The 16880-nt window shown below is 73.1% G+C and carries 11 protein-coding genes; 3 read left to right on the forward strand and 8 right to left on the reverse strand.

Annotated features, from left to right (window positions below):
- Positions 1 to 16: 16 nt before the first annotated feature.
- Positions 17 to 793: an SDR family NAD(P)-dependent oxidoreductase gene (locus CLV72_RS25170; RefSeq protein ID WP_106251086.1), complete on the reverse strand. Its 777-nt coding sequence runs from the start codon at positions 791 to 793 to the stop codon at positions 17 to 19.
- Positions 790 to 2106 carry an enolase C-terminal domain-like protein gene (locus CLV72_RS25175; protein ID WP_106251088.1) on the reverse strand — a complete coding sequence of 439 codons (1317 nt, stop codon included), beginning with the start codon at positions 2104 to 2106 and terminating at the stop codon, positions 790 to 792. The genes CLV72_RS25170 and CLV72_RS25175 overlap by 4 nt, the downstream gene beginning before the upstream one ends.
- A 577-nt stretch (positions 2107 to 2683) precedes the next feature.
- Here CLV72_RS25175 and CLV72_RS25180 point away from each other — a divergent pair.
- Positions 2684 to 3409 (forward strand): FadR/GntR family transcriptional regulator, encoded by a 726-nt coding sequence (locus CLV72_RS25180; RefSeq protein WP_425428124.1) that lies wholly within the window; start codon positions 2684 to 2686, stop codon positions 3407 to 3409.
- 19 nt (positions 3410 to 3428) lie between these two features.
- Entirely contained in the window at positions 3429 to 3743 is a 315-nt protein-coding gene (locus CLV72_RS25185) for an L-rhamnose mutarotase (RefSeq protein WP_106251090.1), read from the forward strand.
- Positions 3744 to 3815: 72 nt separating this feature from the next.
- Here the strand turns inward: CLV72_RS25185 and CLV72_RS32400 are convergent, their stop codons facing one another.
- The gene (locus CLV72_RS32400) at positions 3816 to 4826 is read right to left on the reverse strand and encodes an LLM class flavin-dependent oxidoreductase (RefSeq protein WP_170141103.1); all 1011 of its coding nucleotides are present in this window, start codon (positions 4824 to 4826) and stop codon (positions 3816 to 3818) included.
- A 107-nt stretch (positions 4827 to 4933) separates the two neighbouring features.
- A complete protein-coding gene (locus tag CLV72_RS32405) occupies positions 4934 to 5608 on the reverse strand; it encodes a hypothetical protein (protein WP_211303108.1) in 675 nt (224 codons plus the stop codon).
- A 274-nt stretch (positions 5609 to 5882) separates the two neighbouring features.
- Between CLV72_RS32405 and CLV72_RS25195 the strand changes: the two genes are divergently transcribed.
- On the forward strand, positions 5883 to 9116 hold the full coding sequence (locus tag CLV72_RS25195; protein WP_106251093.1) for an NACHT domain-containing protein: 3234 nt from the start codon (positions 5883 to 5885) through the stop codon (positions 9114 to 9116).
- On the opposite strand, the gene CLV72_RS25200 is transcribed toward CLV72_RS25195, so the two are convergent.
- From CLV72_RS25200 to CLV72_RS25215, 4 genes are all read right to left on the reverse strand, one after another.
- Positions 9113 to 9628, reverse strand: coding sequence for a GNAT family N-acetyltransferase (locus CLV72_RS25200; protein WP_106251095.1), 516 nt, complete (start codon positions 9626 to 9628; stop codon positions 9113 to 9115). The genes CLV72_RS25195 and CLV72_RS25200 overlap by 4 nt on opposite strands.
- A gap of 1446 nt (positions 9629 to 11074) precedes the next feature.
- Complete coding sequence (locus tag CLV72_RS25205; protein WP_106251096.1) at positions 11075 to 11908, reverse strand: SWIM zinc finger family protein; 834 nt, start codon at positions 11906 to 11908, stop codon at positions 11075 to 11077.
- Entirely contained in the window at positions 11905 to 15027 is a 3123-nt protein-coding gene (locus CLV72_RS25210) for a DEAD/DEAH box helicase (protein ID WP_106251098.1), read from the reverse strand. Before CLV72_RS25210 ends, CLV72_RS25205 begins: the two co-directional genes overlap by 4 nt.
- Positions 15028 to 15227: 200 nt before the next feature.
- A complete protein-coding gene (locus CLV72_RS25215) occupies positions 15228 to 16844 on the reverse strand; it encodes a glycoside hydrolase family 13 protein (protein WP_245930450.1) in 1617 nt (538 codons plus the stop codon).
- Between the last annotated feature and the right edge of the window lie 36 nt (positions 16845 to 16880).

Raw genomic sequence — 16880 nt, forward strand, 5'->3', positions numbered from 1 at the left:
CGCGGTGGGGCGGGGGTCAGCGGCGCAGCCGCAGTCCGGCCATGCCGCCGTCGACGCCCAGCGAGGTGCCGGTGGTCGACGCGGCGGCGGGACCGGCCAGGTAGACGATCGCGGCGGCCACCTCTTCGGGGGCGACGAGGCGGCCGGTGGGCTGGCGGGCGCGCAGGGCGGCCCGCTCGGCGGCCGGGTCGTCGGCCGCGTCCAGGAGGCGCCCCACCCAGGGGGTGTCGACAGTGCCGGGGCTGACGCAGTTCACCCGGATGCCCTCGGCGACGTGGTCGGCGGCCATGGCGAGGGTGAGCGCGTACACGGCGCCCTTGCTGGCGGAGTACAGCGCCCGCTGGGGCAGCCCGGCGGTGGCCGCGACGGAGCAGGTGTTGACGATCGCGGCCGCTGGCGAGGCGCGCAGGTGGGGCAGCACGGCGCGGGTGGTGCGGACGATGCCGAAGACGTTGATGTCGAAGACGCGGGCCCACTCCTCGTCGGGGTTGTCGGCGACGGTGCCCCTGGCGCCGATCCCGGCGTTGTTGACCAGGATGTCGAGTCCGCCGAGCGCCTCGGCGGCGGCGGTGGCGGCGGTGCGCACCGAGGTGTCGTCGGCGACGTCGCCGCGCACGCCCAGCAGCCGCTCGTCGCCGGCGACGCCGGGCGCGGGGGCGGTGTGGGTCAGTTCGCGGTCGAGGCAGGCCACGGCGGCGCCGCGGTCGGCGAGCAGCCGCGCGGTGGCCAGGCCGATTCCGGAGGCGCCGCCGGTGACCAGGGCGCGCAGGCCGTGCAGCTCGGGGCGGGTCATCCGGTGCTCCCTCCGGTGGCGGCGGGACTCCAGGCGGTGCCGTGCGGGTAGCCGTAGCGCTCGAAGGTCTCGGGCCGGAGTTCGGCGGAGAAGCCGGGCGCCTCGGGCGCCAGGTAGCGGCCGCCGCGGACCCGCACCGGGTCGGTGAAGTGCTCGTGCAGGTGGTCGACGTACTCCACCGCCCGGCCTTCGGTGCTGCCGCTGACCGCGAGGTAGTCGAACATGGCGAGGTGCTGCACCAGTTCGCACAGGCCCACCCCGCCGGCGTGCGGGCAGACGGGGACGCGGTACTTGGCGGCGAGCAGCAGGATGGCCAGGTTCTCCGGCACCCCGCCCACCCGGCAGGCGTCCAGCTGGATCACGTCCAGCGCGCCGGACCGCAGCAGCTGCTTGGCGATCACCCGGTTGGCCATGTGCTCGCCGGTGGCCACCCGGATCGGGGCGATGGCGCGGCGGATGGCGGCGTGGCCGAGGACGTCGTCGGGGGCGGTGGGCTCCTCGATCCAGTAGGGGTCGAAGGGGGCCAGTTCGCGCATCCAGCGGACGGCGTCGTCGACGTCCCAGCGCTGGTTGGCGTCGACGGCGATGCGGACCCCGGGGCCGACGGCCTCGCGGGCCAGCCGCATCCGGCGCACGTCGTCGGCGAGGTCGGCGCCGACCTTGAGCTTGATCAGGTCGAAGCCGTCGGCGACGGCCTCGCGGGCCAGCCGGACCATCTTGTCGTCGGAGTAGCCGAGCCAGCCCGGGCTGGTGGCGTAGGCGGGGTAGCCGTGCTCGCGCAGCAGGGCGGCGCGCTCGGCGCGGCCGGGCTCGGCGCGGCGGAGCAGGTCGAGGGCCTCGTCGGGGGTGAGGGCGTCGGTGAGGTAGCGCCAGTCGACCAGGTCGACCAGCTGCTCGGGCGACAGCTCGGCCAGGTAGGCCCAGAGCGGGCGGCCGGCGGTCCTGGCGGCGAGGTCGAAGGCGGCGTTGATGATCGCGCCGGCCGCCATGTGCACCGCGCCGGTCTCCGGGCCGAGCCAGCGCAGCTGGGAGTCGTGCACCAGGCGGCGGGCGAAGCCGCCGAGGTCGCCGATGACCTGGTCGAGGTCGAGCCCGACGACCAGCGGGGCGTAGGCGCGGATGGCGGCGACGCACACGTCGTTGCCGCGGCCGATGGTGAAGGCGAAGCCGTGGCCGTCGGGGCCGTCGTCGGTGCGCAGCACCACGTAGGCGGCGGAGTAGTCGGGGTCGGGGTTCATCGCGTCGGAGCCGTCGAGCTCGCGAGAGGTGGGGAACCTGAGGTCGAAGGCGTCGACGCCGGCGATGGCCGCCATCAGCCGCGCCCGCGGTTCCGCCCGGCCCCGCGCCGGACCCGTCGGAGCCGTACCGTCACCAGCCGCACCTTGCCCCGTCCCTCCATCGATGGTCGGACCACTTTGTCGGACCAATCAACTCGAAACCGTCCACTTTGGTGTGTTTTCGCCAGTTTTCGGTTAGATTCCTAGTGATTGGTCTGATCACTTGTACGTCGCTGCGACGTAGAGTGTCAAGGGCCGACCCGAGACCGGCCCGAGAGCGAGCACGGGAGGAGATGAACGCCCACCGTGCCCCGCCTACGCCCGCCGATTGGAGCTGGACCCGCACCGGGGCCGACGCCGCCGACCGGGTCCGGGCCCGCACCGGACCCGGCGCCGCCGACCACGCCCAGGACTTCCCCGCACCCCCGCCGCACCCCGTCCCCCGGCCGCTCCCCCACCCCATCCCCCGCCCGCCCAGGGGGGCGACCCCTTACACCCATCCTTCCGCGACCGCCCGGGCCGGCGCATCGGTTACCGGCCGGTTCTGGATAAGCACCTCCTGGAGGGGACACCTGTGGACAAGGCAACGGAGGCGGGCGGCGTCGGCGCTACAGTGCCCGCGGCGCCTCCCTCGCCCGAGGCGGGGACGGCCCGCACCTCCGTCACCCAGCGGGCGATCGCACAGATCAAGGCGATGATCGCTGACGGCACCCTGCGCGCCGGGCAGCGGCTGCCCACCGAACGCGAGTTCGCGGTGCAATTGGGCCTGTCCCGCAGTTCGATGCGCGAGGCGACCCGCGCGCTGACCAGCCTCGGCGTACTGGAGGCCCGCCACGGCGCCGGCGTCTACGTCACCGGGCTGCGCCCGAGCGACCTGCTGGAGACCTTCGGTGTGGTCGCCGAGTTCTCGCGCGGCACGGCGCTGATCGAGCTGATCCAGGTCCGGCGCATCCTGGAGCCCTACGCCACCTCGATCGCCGCCGCCCGGATCACCCCCGAGCAGCTCGCCGAGGTGCACACGCATCTGGAGCGCATCGGCGAGGGCACCAGTGTGGAGGAGATGGTCGCCGCCGACCTGGACTTCCACCAGGCCATCGTGAGCGCGGCCGGGAACTCGGCGCTGACCGCGATCGTCGAGGGGCTGTCCTCGCGCACCTTCCGCGCCCGGGTCTGGCGCGGCCACAAGGACGCCGGGGTCGTCTCACGGCTGCGCAACGACCACGACCGCATCTACCAGGCGCTCATCCAGCGCGACCCCGAGGCCGCGCGCGCCGCCGCCACCACTCACATCCTCGAAGTGGAGAACTGGCTGCGCGCCAACATCGCCGACTACCAGTGAACCGACCGACAGGAGAACCATGCGCGTCGCCGTGCACGTCCGGCTCAGGCCGGGCACCGAGGAGGCCTACGACCGCGCGCACCGCGAGGTGCCCGCCGAGCTGACGGCCGCCATGGCGCGGGCGGGGGCCCGCGACTGGACCGTCTGGCGCAGCGGCCTCGACGTGTTCCAGCTGATCGAGTGCGACGACTACCCGCGGCTACTGGCCCAGCTGGCGGAGGACCCGGTGAACATCACCTGGCAGCGGCGGATGGCCGAACTGCAGGAGGTCACACACGACTACTCCGCCGCCGGAGCCGACAAGGGCCTCCCGCAGGTGTGGCGGCTGCCGTGACGCACCGGACCCGGCCGGTCCGGGCGGGCGGTCGCGGTCACCCCGCCGGACCGCGGCGCCCGCCCGGACCGGCTAGCCCAGCCCGAACTCCTTCGCCAGCAGCTCGAAGCTCCGCTCACGCGCGGCGAGCTCGGGGTGCGGTGTCGCGATCATGACCTCGTCGGCCGCGCCCGCCTCGGCGAGCCGCCGCAACCGGTTGCCGATTTGCGACGGCGTGCCGGTGAACAGCCGCGGCCCCATCGCCTCGCGCGCCGCCGCGTACCCGGGCGCGCCCTGGAACTCGCGCGCGTCGGCCATCGAGGTGGGGGTGCGCCGGTTGGAGCGCATCTTGCTCATCGTCAGCGTCCAGTAGGCGGCGAAGTCCTCGGCCTCGGCGGCGTCGTCGCTGGCGAAGGCGATCACCGAGAAGCTGCTGCGCGGCCGCTCGGCGAAGCGCGACGGGGTGAAGTCGCGGCGGTAGAGGGTGAGCATCGCGGTGGCGGCATCGGGGTTGATCTGCTGCGCGAAGGCGTACGGCAGGCCGTGCTCGGCGGCGTAGCGGGCGCCGTAATCGCTGGAGCCGAGCATCCACAGCTGCGGCAGTTCGGGGACCTGCGGCGCGACCGTGATCGAGGCGAACGGGTGGTCGTCGGGGAAGCCGCCGGTGAAGAAGGCGAACAGTTCGTCGGCCAGCGCGGCGAAGTCGTCGCCGAGAACCGCTTCGCGCGAGCGGCGCAGCGCCAGCGCGGTGACGCCGTCGGTGCCGGGGGCGCGGCCGAGGCCGAGGTCGATGCGGCCGGGGAACATGGCCTCAAGGGTCTGGAACATCTCGGCGACCTTCAGCGGCGCGTGGTTGGGCAGCATGATGCCGCCCGCGCCGACCCGCAGCGTGCTGGTGGCCGCGGCCACCCGTCCGATGACCAGCTCCGGCGCGGTGCAGGCCAGCCCGATGGAGTTGTGGTGCTCGGAGAACCAGATGCGCTTGTACCCGAGGCGCTCCACCGTCCGCGCGACCTCGACCACCTCGGCGAGCGCCTGGGTGGCGGTCACCTCCGGAGGTGTGATCACGTAGTCCAGCACCGACACCCTCAGCGGTTCAGCCACGCCGCTTCCCTTCCGCACGCACGGGATCTGTGAGACTCCACTCCATGGCTGGCAGCGCCCGGGCCCCGCCGTTTGTTCCCGGTCCGCGGCGGAATCGGCCGGCGGGCTCAGCCCAGGCGGTCGGCGGCGGAGTTGACGGCGGCGGTCAGCGCCTTGAGGTAGGCGCGCAGCAGCCGGGCGGTGACGGCGGTGAAGTCGGGTTCGTTGAGCGGCCCGGCCTGGCTCCAGGAGTTCGCGCCGCCCAGCACCCAGCCGCGCACCACGGCGGCGTACAGCCGGGACGCCTCTTCCGAGTAGCCCGGCAGCGCGGGCAGCCCCGACGCCTCGGTGCCGGCGCGCAGCGTCTTGCGCGCCCAGGCGAAGTAGCGCCGCCAGGGGTGCGGCTGCCCGGCGTAGAGGGCGAGGTCGTCGGCGGCGGTCAGCGCGTCGGACAGCTCGGTGCGCGCCTCGTCCAGGTCGACCAGCGGGCGCCGTGCCAGCTGGTGCTGGCGCGCGCCGTCGATGAGGGCCACCCAGGGCACCTGGGGGTCGTCCTCGGCGCGGTGGTAACGCACCGAGAAGCTGAGCCCGCCGCGTGCGACCGCGCACCAGATCGTCAGCGCGAAGGAGTTCGGCAGGGCCACATCGGTGTGGTGGCGGGGCGGCCGCACCTCCAGCCAGCAGGTGCGCACCCGCTCGCGGTCCAGCAGCTGCCCCCATGCGGGCAGCCCGCGGCCGAGGTCGTCGCCGAGCCGGAACACGTACTCGGCGCCGGGCGGTCTGTGCGCGGCGGCGAATTCCACCACCTTGCCCGGACGCAACTGCGTGACATGGGCATTTCCGAGGACGACGAGGGACGCTGCGGTGTTGAGGACGCCATGCACGCAGACAGTGTGACGTAGATCGGCTCCGAAGGCACTATTTCCGGCCCATTATGTTCCAGACGGCAAATCATGACGGCCCGGCACCCGAAACGTCCTGAATTCATCGGACCAAACTGGCACAATTAGCGATGAGACCGTTACAGAACGTTTCTCCCCAAGCCAGGCAGAACACCGCGAATTCCCCGGAGGCCCGATGCCGCCCCGTGCGCGCCCGCACGCCCTCAGCTACGCCGACGCCGTCCGCCTGCTCGGCGCCGACCAGAGCCGGCTCGTCCGCCTGCTCGACCTCGCCGCCAAGGCCGCCGCCGGGTTCGGCACCGCGTCGACCCTCGGCGGCCTCGACCTCTTCGCCGTCCGCGAGGACGCCGTCAAGTGGGGCCACGAGATCGTACGGAGCCTGCGCGAGCGCATCACCGGCATTAGCCGGATGAAACGGACAGATCGCTTGGTGGCAGCACATTCCATCATCGTCGTCACGGCCTTCTTCGAGGTGCTGGACGAGGAACTGCAATCTGCAAATGCGTCGCTAAAGCTGGCCGACCTGGAGATCAACCGGGAGGAACAGGTCGCGCTCGCGGCCGGCGGCAGCCTGCCTGAGCACTATCGGCAGCTGCTCGGACAGCTAGTCTCCGAGCGCATCCCGCTCCCCTCGCCGCACATGCCCTTCGAATCAGCGCTACACGAGCTCGACGGGTACTACAAGGCTCTGGCCATCTCACTACGCCGCTTCGTCTCCGGGCTGGCCGCATGGCACGAGATGGACGCGGGCGTGCGCCGCAGGATCGAACCATCCGAACTCGACATCGCCGCCCGCGCGGTCTCGCGCTACGAAGAGCTGTACCTTCGCCTCACCGCCGATATTCCTGAGTTCGCGCTCTGGTCGGGGCTGCGCGACCACCAGGCCACTCGCCGCACCGTCGAGGGCGTCGGCACCGAGCTGGCCGTACGACTGTCCGCACTCTCGACCGGGCTGTCCGGAGTACGCGATCTTCTGCAGGAGATGAGCGGCGGCCGTGGCGCGACGGAGGCGCGCGCCGAGCTGAGCGCCCATTACCGCGCCGCACTGGACCGTCCGGTGCTGACCGAGCGCTACCCGTACCCCAGGGTGACCCTGCCGCCGCTGGCCGACGCCTACGTCAACCCCCACTGCCGGATCGCCCTGCTGGGACACGACAGCCTGCCGGCCTCCGACGACTGGTGGGAGGAGCAGGCGCACCCCGTCGAGGTACAGAGCGGACTGCTGCGGCATCTCAGCGCACCGCATGCGCAATCGGCGCCGCTGGTCGTACTCGGCCATCCGGGAGCGGGCAAGTCCGTGCTCACCACGATGCTCGCCGCCCAACTGCCCGCGAACGACTTCCTGCCGGTGCGGGTGGAGCTGCGCGCCGTCGCCGCGAACGCCTCGATCCTGGACCAGGTAGAGGAAGCACTGCGTCAGCGCCTGCAGCGCCGGGTGGAGTGGCGCGAACTGGCCGACACGGCCGACGGCGCGCTTCCCGTGATCATGCTGGACGGCTTCGACGAACTGCTCCAGGCCACCGGCGTGCACCGCAGCGACTACCTCAACCAGGTCGCGCGCTTCCAGCAGGACTCGGCCGACCGGGGCCGCCCGGTGGCCGCGATCGTGACCAGCAGGACCGTGGTCGCCGACCGCGTCCTGTATCCCGAGGGCAGCGCGGCCATGCGGCTGGAGCCCTTCGACGACGACCAGGTCACGGCCTGGCTGGAGGTGTGGAACCGAACCAACGCCGATCAGTTGGCCGCGCGCGGCGTCCGTCCGCTCACCCCTGAGGTCGCCCTCTCCCAGCCCGAACTCGCCCGCCAGCCGCTGCTGCTGATGCTGCTCGCCCTCTACGACTCGGCCGCCAACGCACTGCACGGCGCCGCCGGACTCGCGTCTGCCGACCTCTACGAACGGCTGCTCACCGAGTTCGCCCGCCGCGAGGTACGCAAGCACCGGCCGGACCTGTCCTCCGATGACGAGGAGAACGAGATAGCGGAGGAACTGGACCGGCTGGCACTGGTGGCGGTGGCCATGTTCGTCCGGCGCGCCCAGTCGGTGACCGAGTCCCAACTCGACCGCGATCTCGCGGTGCTGCGGCCCGGCGAGCCGGTCGCCGGCGGCCGCGGCTTCAGCAGACCGCTGACCGCCGCCCAGATCGTGGTGGGCCGCTTCTTCTTCGTGCACGAGTCGCGCGCCACCCGCGACAGCGAGCACGAGCGCGCCTTCGAGTTCCTACACGCCACCTTCGGCGAGTACCTGGTGGCGCGGCTGGTCGTGCACACGCTGGCCGACCTGGCGGTCGAGCACGCGGCACCGGCCAGGCGGCGCGCACACCGCACCAGGCCGGACGACGGTTTCCTGTTCGCACTGCTTTCCTTCGCCGTCCTGACCGGACGCGAAGCACAGTTGGACTTTACCGACGACATCCTGGCCCGGCTTCCGAGAGACGAGCGGCACGACTGCCGCGCGTTCACGATCGAGCTGCTCGCCGACGCGCTGGACGACCAGCCGACCCGCGCCTACCGCGACTACAGCCCCGTGCGGACGCCCACCAGCGCGCGGCTGGCGGCGTACTCCGCGAACCTGGTGGCGCTGGCCGTGCTCGCCTCGGAGGGACCGCTCCCCGTGACCGATCTGCTCGGTGTGGACGAGCCGAGGACGCCGTGGAGCCGGTACGCCCACCTGTGGCGCGGCCAGCTGCCCATCGAGGAGTTCAACACCTTCGTCGACGCGTTCCGGGTGGACTGGTCGTCAGATTACCGCCTGGTCATCTACCGGGAGAACGGCGCACCGATCATCCTGTCCGATCTCCGGCCGGGAGGTCGTCTTTTCGGATCACTTGCCACGCCCGACTACCTGACCGATTATCGGGCGCCACTCGAAAGCGAATTCGGTTTGATGATGCGGCGCGCCAATTTCTTCCAATCGTACACGCGCACCGCGTCCATGCACACCCTGGCGCCCTACGCCGAATATCTCGGCTCTGGCATCGGACACTGGGTGTACGACTTCCACTCTGATCACGGCGTCGTCGACATGGCCACCACCGGCCGCCTGCTGCTCGAACTCCGGTTGCGCCCGATCAGCCAGAGCGACATCGCCCGGCGGGCCGCCCTCTACCAAAGATGCTGGGAACTTGCCAATGGGCCTGATGAGCGAGTGGAATGGCGCGGATTGGTTCTCCGCCAGCTAACCGAGGACGCCGCCCAACTCAATGCCGAGCAAATGATAACAATTTTCAACGCCTTGGACGAGACGGCGCCACTAACCCCGGAAGACCTGATCGGCGTAATGAGAGTGTTCTGGCGCTTCCATCCGGCCGTGCAGATCTTCGACGACGAGCGTGCCCTGCAAGTTCGGGAGCTTCTCATCACGCAGGGACATCCCGACCCGTTCCCCGCAGGCTGGGTGCGCGACTCTTAGTCCGCGGGCCGCCCCGGCAGCAGCTTCGCGAAGGCGACGTACGGATAGCTCAACTCCCCCAGCGCCCCCTCGCCCAGCGCCTCGTACCCGGTCGCCTCGTACAGCCCCACCGCCTCGGGCTGGCGGAGGCCGGTGTTCAGGACCAGCCGCCGGTAGCCGCGCCGGACGGCCTCGGCCTCCAGGGCGGCGAGCACCCGCCGGGCGTGGCCGCGGCGGCGTTGGTCGGCGGCGGTCCAGACGCGCTTGAGTTCGGCGGTGTCGGCGTCCCAGCGGCGGAAGGCGCCGCCCGCGACGGTGCGGCCGTCGCGTTCGGCGATGAGCAGGCAGCCGTCCGGCGGGGCGAAGTCGCTGTCGGGGAAGCGGCTCAGCTCGGTGTTGCCGCCGTAGCGGCGCTGGTACTCCTCGCCCAGCGCGTCCAGCAGCGGCCGCGCCGCCGGGTCGGACATGGCGACCGCCCTGATGCCCAGGGCGCCGCCGTGGCGGTCGGCCTGGCAGGCGGCGTCGACGCTCATCCGCGCTCCCTCCTCGGATCGGCCGCGAGCGGCCGCCCCACAGGTTAGGTCACGACCTGGACCGATTCGTCCCCGGGTCCGCGAGCGCATCCAGCGCGGGCCCGCACGCACGGGCAAGACGCCTCGGACCGGTCCACCGTCGCCGTCCACGGGTCGTTGACGAACTGACCGTCCGACTCGTGCCGCAAGAACGGCCGGAGTGGCGCCCCTGGCCGCAGATTCCAGCCCTCTCCCAGGGGCGGCGACAGTGACAGTCCCCCACCGCCTGCCAGGGCGCCGCCGAACCTTCGAACGGAAGGCGCGCTGCGCTCGCTGCTATGGCCGCCCATGGCCACACCAGCGCCACATCGCCGCAGTCGCCGGACGCCGCCGACGGCGGAGCAAGTCCATCGCGAACCCGACAGACCGCGAAGGCAGACACTGACCATGACCACCCGCATACGTGGTGACCCCGGAACCGTCCGCCCGCACCGATGCGGCAGCCGTCGCGTAACAGGGAGGCAACGGGAGGCGAGTTGTGCCCGCTTCCAGCCACCCATGGCCGCACCACCGCCACAGCGCCGCAATAGGCGGACGCCGCCGACAGCCGAGCAAGTCCATCACGGAGCCGACAAACCGCGAAAGCGGACATGAACCATGACCACCCGCATACGCGGCCACCACAGAGCCGGTCCACCTGCACCAATGCGGCAACTGCCACGCAACGGAGAGGCACGCGCCCGTGCGCGCACGTGTGCCTATTGCCGCACAAGCGCCCAAGCACGGCACGGCCCGCGGTCAGCACCCTCTTCGGCACTACCAGATCGCATGGCCGTCCGGTCGCGACCGCGTCCGGCTCTGGTCGGGGCGGAATCGTCCGTCCCGACCAGAGCCGGAAAGCTGCGTGGCGGCACGCGCCCAAGCTCCATATACGCCATAGCCGCACCATCGCTCACGGACGGGCCCAGCCCGCAGTCAAACGCCCTCTCGCACTACCGGATCGAATGGGCGTCGGGTCTCGACCCGTGTCCCCACGGTGCTCTGAAGCGGTCCGCCCATACCGGTACGGCGGAAGCCGGGTGCCGGAAGGCGCTCGCCCGGACTCGTCCTCGGTGCATCACGGCCGCATCGCTGCCGTGGCCGAGGACAGCGCGACCAGGTGCCGCCATTTCGATCGGACAGTCCGCCTGATGACCAGATCATGCTCGCCTCGTAGCCGCGGCCCCGGGGCTGGTCACCTGCGCCGAAATGGCGGAAGCGTCGCTGAGAGGCACGCTCGTGCTTTGTCCTACGGCCGCGCGACCCCACCGCCACATCAATGCCCGTGGAGGAACGTGGTCGACGGCACCATGAGGGTTCTACCGACCGCTCGGTTCGCCGATCAGGGTCCCTGCGCTGCCGCCGCGCGGGCATCCGCCCGAATGGAAACGGTCGAAGCCCGAGTTCGGGTCTCGACCTCCGCCACGGCTACCGCGGCTCGTCACGGAGCCGTTCGTACCAGGGCGCCAGTAGTTCGGCGAGCGGGCGGCCCGCGATGTGCAGGTCGGGGTCGGCGGCGTGCAGTGGAGAGGCCGGGCGGGACGGGAATCCGGCGGCCGCGTCGGAGTCGGCCGTCGCCTCGCCGATTTCGGGCAGCGGGCCGCGCAGTGACCAGAAGTCGGCCAGCTGCCGGTGCAGCGGCGGTTCGGCGCTGCGCGCCTGCTGGTCGGCCTCGGCCGCCGCCCTGGCCTGGCGGCGCAGTTCGGCCAGCAGCCAGGAGCGGTCGCGGCCCAGCCACTCCAGCAGGACGAAGGGGTCGTCGGCAAGTGCGTCGGCGAACAGGTAGAGGACGGCGGCGGCGTGCTTGCAGGGTGCCTGCCAGTCGGGGCACGAGCAGGTGAGGACCAGGTCGGCGAGCCCGGCGGGCAGCAGTGGCAGGCCGAGCACCCGGAAGACCTGCTCGACCTCGGGTGGCAGTTCTCCGGCGGCCAGGGCGGCCCGGAACACGGGCTGGCTGCCCAGTGCGGCCGCCACCCGCTCCCAGTCGGCGGCGGCCAGCTCCCGGAAGATGGCGCTCACCTGGTAGGGGCGCGAACGGCCGCCCTGGACGCGGGCCAGCAGCTCGCCGCCGCCGACCCGCAGCTCGACCACGGCCCCTTCGCGGGCGTAGTCGCGCCCCCGGGCGAGCCGGCCCCGGTCGACGCCGAACTCCAGCAGCTCGATCAGCCGGCGCGACCACCAGGCGCCCTTGGCGGCGCCGTCGTCGGCGGTCGGCGGACCGGGCGGGCGCAGCGCCACGGCGCGCGTCTTGGCGGGGCTCATGCCACCACCGCGTCGGGTGCCAGCTGGACGATCTCGCGCAGTTCGGCGGTGGAGAGCTCGGTGAGCCAGTCCTCGCCGGTGCCCACCACGCTCTCGGCCAGCGCCTGCTTCCGCTCGATCAGCGCGTCGATGCGCTCTTCGAGCGTGCTGATGCAGATCAGCTTGCGCACCTGGACATCGCGCCGCTGCCCGATCCGGAACGCGCGGTCGGTCGCCTGGTTCTCGACGGCCGGGTTCCACCAGCGGTCCAGGTGCACGACGTGGTTGGCGGCGGTGAGGTTCAGGCCGGTGCCCGCCGCTTTCAGCGACAGCAGGAAGACCATGGGCTCCGGGCTGGACTGGAACTCCGCCACCATCTCCTCGCGCCGGGCGCGCGGGACGCCGCCGTGCAGCCAGAGCACCGGCCGGCCCAGCCGCTCGGCCAGGTACGGGGCGAGGCGGTCGCCGAAGGCGGTGTACTGGGTGAAGCAGAGCGCCTTGTCGCCGCCGCCGAGCGCTTCGGCCAGCAGTTCCTCCAGCCGCTCCAGTTTACCGGAGCGGCCGGTCAGCCGGGAGCCGTCGCCGAGCAGGTGGGCGGGGTGGTTGCAGACCTGCTTGAGGCGGGTGAAGGTGGCCAGGATGAGGCCCTTGCGCTGCATGCCCTCGGCCTCGCGCAGCCGCTGCTCGAAGTCGTTGACGCACGCCTGGTAGAGGGTGGCCTGCTCCACGGTCAGCTGGCACCAGGTCTTCATCTCGTGCTTGTCCGGCAGGTCCGAGATGATGCTGCGGTCGGTCTTCAGCCGCCGCAGGATGAACGGGCCGGTGGCCCGTTTGAGCAGCGCGGTGGCCTCGGCGTCGCCGTCGCGCTCGATCCGGTCGGCGATGGCGCCGCGGAAGGCGGCCGCGCCGCCCAGCAGCCCGGGGTTGGCGAACTCCAGCAGGGCCCACAGTTCGCCGAGGTTGTTCTCCACCGGGGTGCCGGTGAGCGCGATCCGGTTCGCGGCGGGCAGCGCGCGCACGGCCCGGGCCGTGCGGGAGCCGGCGTTCTTGATGGCCTGTGCTTCGTCGCAGACCACGCGGTGCCAGGGCATCGCGGCGAGTTCGTCGGCATCGCGCAGTACCACGCCGTAGGTGGTGATCACCAGGTCGGTGCGGCCGAGCAGCGCGGCGAGTTCGTTGCCGTGCGGGCGGGACGGACCGTGGTGGGCGTGCACCCGCAGGCCGGGGGTGAAGCGCTCGGCCTCGCGCCGCCAGTTGCCGATCAGCGACACCGGGCAGATCAGCAGGGTGGGGCCGGGGGACGGCTCCGCGGCCCGGCGTTCGGCGGCGAGGACGGCCAGCAGCTGGACGGTCTTGCCCAGGCCCATGTCGTCGGCGAGCACCGCGCCGAGCCCCAGACCGCCGAGGAAGCGCAGCCAGGACGCGCCGCGCTCCTGATACGGGCGGAGCCGGCCGGTGAAGCCCTCGGGGGCGGGCAGCGGTTCGACCCGGCGCTCCAGCGCTCCGCTGAGGAGGTCTCCCACGACGCCGCCGGCGCGCACGCCGGTCAGCGACACCCCTTCGGCCGGCTCTGACGCGGCGGCCGCCCGCAGCACCTCCGCCACCCGGACGCGGCCGTGGCCCTGCCGGCGGATGAAGTCGAGGACGGCGTCGAGCTGGCGTTCGTCCAGGCTGGCCCACTGGCCGCGCAGGCGGACCAGCGGGGTCTTCAGCCGGGCCAGCTCCTGGAGTTCGGCGGCGTCGAGGACCTGGTCGCCGATCGCCGCCTCGTAGCGGAAGTCGATCAGCTGGGCGGCGCCGATGCCGCTGCCCGCCGACGCCGGGGCCGCGCCCTCGGCGTCCTCGGCGACCAGCACCACCCCGATGCCGCGCTGGTCGGCCCAGCGGGGCAGCAGCACGTCGAAGCCGGCCGCGCGCAGCGCGGGCGCGTGATCGCGGATGAACCGGGACGCGCCCGCCGCGTCGGTGCTCACCTGGTCGGGTGCGGGATGCGCGAGCACCCGCCCGATGGCGGGGTACCGGCGGGCCGCCCGCCGCAGACCGGCCACCACCTGCTCGTCCACATCGCCCGGCAGCCAGGGCAGCCCTTCGCCCAACCACAGCCGCCGCAGCGGCAGCATCAGGCTGGGGTCGTGGGCCGACCCGACCCAGAACTCGATCCGCCACGGCGCCGCGCCGCCGGCGGGATCCCGCGCGCCCGGCCCGGCGTCCGCCGCGCCCGGAGCGGGCTCGGCCCGGGCGGCCGGGTCGTCGTCCGCGTCCTCGTCCGGCGCGGCCAGCCGGAACACCAGCCGGACGCGTTCGTGCGCGCGCAGCGCCTCGCCGCGCCAGCGGTCGAGCCGCGCCGAGAGCTCGGCCGCCTCGGCCGGTGCGGCCCCGTCGACCCGTCCCTCGGCGTCGACGAGCGCGGCCAGCCAGCGCCCCGGCAGGCCGCCGCCGGGCGGCACGGCGGCCGCGCCGCCGGACAGGCGCTCCCTGACCAGTTCGTCGGTGAACACGCCCAGCGCAGCGGCCACGACCGCCGCACCGCCGTCCGGAGCGCTCGGCGCGGCCCGCAGGGCGGGCGGCGCGGCCGCGACCAGGGCACGGTAGGGCGCCGACCAGCGCCCGGCCACGACCGGCTCCCAGCGCGCCGCGAAGCCGGCGTCCGCCTCGGTGCCGCCGACCAGGCCGGGGAGCACCTGGCCCTCGGCGACCAGCCGCCGCGCCAGGGCGGCCACCGCTCCCAGATGCGCCAGGTCGTCGCCGACCACGACATCGTGCGCCGCTCCGCCGGTGGGCGCCAGCGCCGCCAGCTCCGCGGCGAAGGCCGTGGCCGCCGCCCGGTCGAACAGCAGCGCGGGCACCGTCCACTCCCCCAGCCGCACCCCGTCCCCGGAGCCGACGTCCTCAGCCGACGGCCCCGACCGCACCGGCACGCCGTCACGGCCCGGCAGCCGCAGCACCACCTCGCCGGGCACGGCCTTGGCCGCCGCCCGCGCGCCCGCACCGCCGCACAGCGCCTCGGCCGCCTCGGCCAGCTCCTCGGCCGCCGCCGCCCCCGGATGCCGCCCGCCCCGGCGCGCACCGGCCCAGGGCGACGGCCGCTCGCCCCACAGGGCGAACCCGTCCCCCAGCCACACCGCATGTGCGATGGCCATGCCACCCCCTAACCACCGGTCCCGGAGTCACCGCCAGTATGGACCGGCCCAAGGACAACAAGGTGCGCACGGATGAACGAATGGCCGGAGCGGCCCCTTCGGCCCCGGAAGGCGAAGTCCCCGGCCCGCGCTGCGGCGGGCCGGGGACGGGGGGCGGCGATGTGCTCAGCGGTCGAGGCGCCGCACGGGCGCCTCGCCGGCTACTGGCGCCACCACACCGCCGTGTCGGGGGCCAGGACGACGCGGTCGCCGTGGCGCTCGACGGGCCGGGAGGCGAGCAGCAGCTCGCCCCTGGCGATGACCTCGACCGGCTCGGTCCCCATGTTGGCCGTGCAGGCCAGGCCGCTGTCGGTGGCGTAGTCCAGGACGTTGTCGGGGGCGTCCAGCCAGCGCAGCCGGCGGGCGTGCCGGAACTCGCGGCGCAGCCGCAGGGCCGTCCGGTAGAGGTTGAGCACGGAGTCGGCGTCGCCGTGCTGGGCGTCGACGGTGTGCGCGCGCCAGGTCGGCGGCGCGGGCAGCCACGCGCTGGGGCCGAAGGCGTACGGCGGCTCGTGCCCGGCCCACGGCAGCGGCACCCTGCAGCCGTCGCGGCCCCGGTCGGTGCGGCCCGAGCGCTCCCAGGTGGGGTCCTGGAGCAGGTCCTCGGGCAGGTCGGTGACCTCCTCGAGGCCCAGTTCCTCGCCCTGGTAGACGTAGGCGGAGCCGGGCAGGGCCAGCATGATCATGGCCGCGGCCCTGGCCCGCCGCAGGCCCGCCTCCCCGCCGCCGTAGCGGGTGACGTGCCGGGTGACGTCGTGGTTGGACAGCACCCAGCTCGGCAGCGAGTCGTGCCCGTCGAAGGTGGCGAGGGTGGAGTCGATCACCTCGAGGAAGGCGGCCGCCGACCAGTCCGCGGTCAAGAAGGCGAAGTTGAACGCCTGGTGCAGCTCGTCGGGGCGCAGGTAGCGCAGCAGCCGGGCGGTGTCGGGCAGCCACGCCTCGGCCACGCCGATGCGCTGGCCGGGATAGGAGTCCAGGATCCGCCGCCACTCGCGGTAGACCTCGTGCACCTCCTCCTGGTCCCAGTACGGGCGGGCGCTGGTGTCGAGCATGCCCGACCGCTTGGTGCCCGTATCGGGCAGGTCGGGGTGCTTGAACAGGCCGTGCGCCACGTCGATGCGGAAGCCGTCGACGCCGCGGTCGAGCCAGAACCGCAGGATGTCGGCGAACTCCGCCCGCACCTCGGGGTTACGCCAGTCGAAGTCTGGCTGCTTGGAGTCGAACAGGTGCAGGTACCACTGGCCCGGCCTGCCGTCGGCCTCGGTGACGCGTGTCCAGGCGGGGCCGCCGAACACCGACTCCCAGTCGTTGGGCGGCTCGGACCCGTCGGGGCCGCGCCCGTCGCGGAACAGGTACCTGGCCCGCTCGGGCGATCCGGGCGGGGCGGCCAGCGCCTGCCGGAACCACGTGTGCTCGTCGGAACTGTGGTTGGGCACGATGTCGACGATGATCCGCAGGCCGGCGCCGTGCGCGTCGGCCACCAGGGCGTCGAACTGCGCGAGGTCGCCGAAGAGCGGGTCGACGGACCGGTAGTCGGCCACGTCGTAGCCCCCGTCGGCCATCGGGGAGGTGTAGAACGGGGTCAGCCAGACGGCGTCGACGCCGAGTGAGGCCAGGTGGGGCAGGCGTGCCCGGATCCCGGCCAGGTCGCCGATCCCGTCGCCGTTGCCGTCGGCGAAGGAGCGGACGTAGACCTGGTAGATGACGGCGTGCCGCCACCACCCCTCGCCCTCTTCCGCAGGGCCGGCCGGCCGCCGCTCAGGGCGTGCGTCAGTGATGCTCACAGTTTGCCTCTGTCTCCAGTCGTGCTCGTC

It is taken from the genome of Allonocardiopsis opalescens (assembly GCF_003002095.1).
Lineage (GTDB): Bacteria > Actinomycetota > Actinomycetes > Streptosporangiales > Streptosporangiaceae > Allonocardiopsis > Allonocardiopsis opalescens.

Excerpts from the sequence above, each read along its gene's own strand:
- CLV72_RS25170 (WP_106251086.1), bottom strand. The coding sequence starts at position 793 with ATGACCCGCCCCGAGCTGCACGGCCTGCGCGCCCTGGTCACCGGCGGC.
- CLV72_RS25175 (WP_106251088.1), bottom strand. The coding sequence starts at position 2,106 with ATGGCGGCCATCGCCGGCGTCGACGCCTTCGACCTCAGGTTCCCCACC.
- CLV72_RS25185 (WP_106251090.1), top strand. The coding sequence starts at position 3,429 with ATGCGCGTCGCCGTGCACGTCCGGCTCAGGCCGGGCACCGAGGAGGCC.
- CLV72_RS25195 (WP_106251093.1), top strand. The coding sequence starts at position 5,883 with ATGCCGCCCCGTGCGCGCCCGCACGCCCTCAGCTACGCCGACGCCGTC.
- CLV72_RS25200 (WP_106251095.1), bottom strand. The coding sequence starts at position 9,628 with ATGAGCGTCGACGCCGCCTGCCAGGCCGACCGCCACGGCGGCGCCCTG.
- CLV72_RS25205 (WP_106251096.1), bottom strand. The coding sequence starts at position 11,908 with ATGAGCCCCGCCAAGACGCGCGCCGTGGCGCTGCGCCCGCCCGGTCCG.
- CLV72_RS25210 (WP_106251098.1), bottom strand. The coding sequence starts at position 15,027 with ATGGCCATCGCACATGCGGTGTGGCTGGGGGACGGGTTCGCCCTGTGG.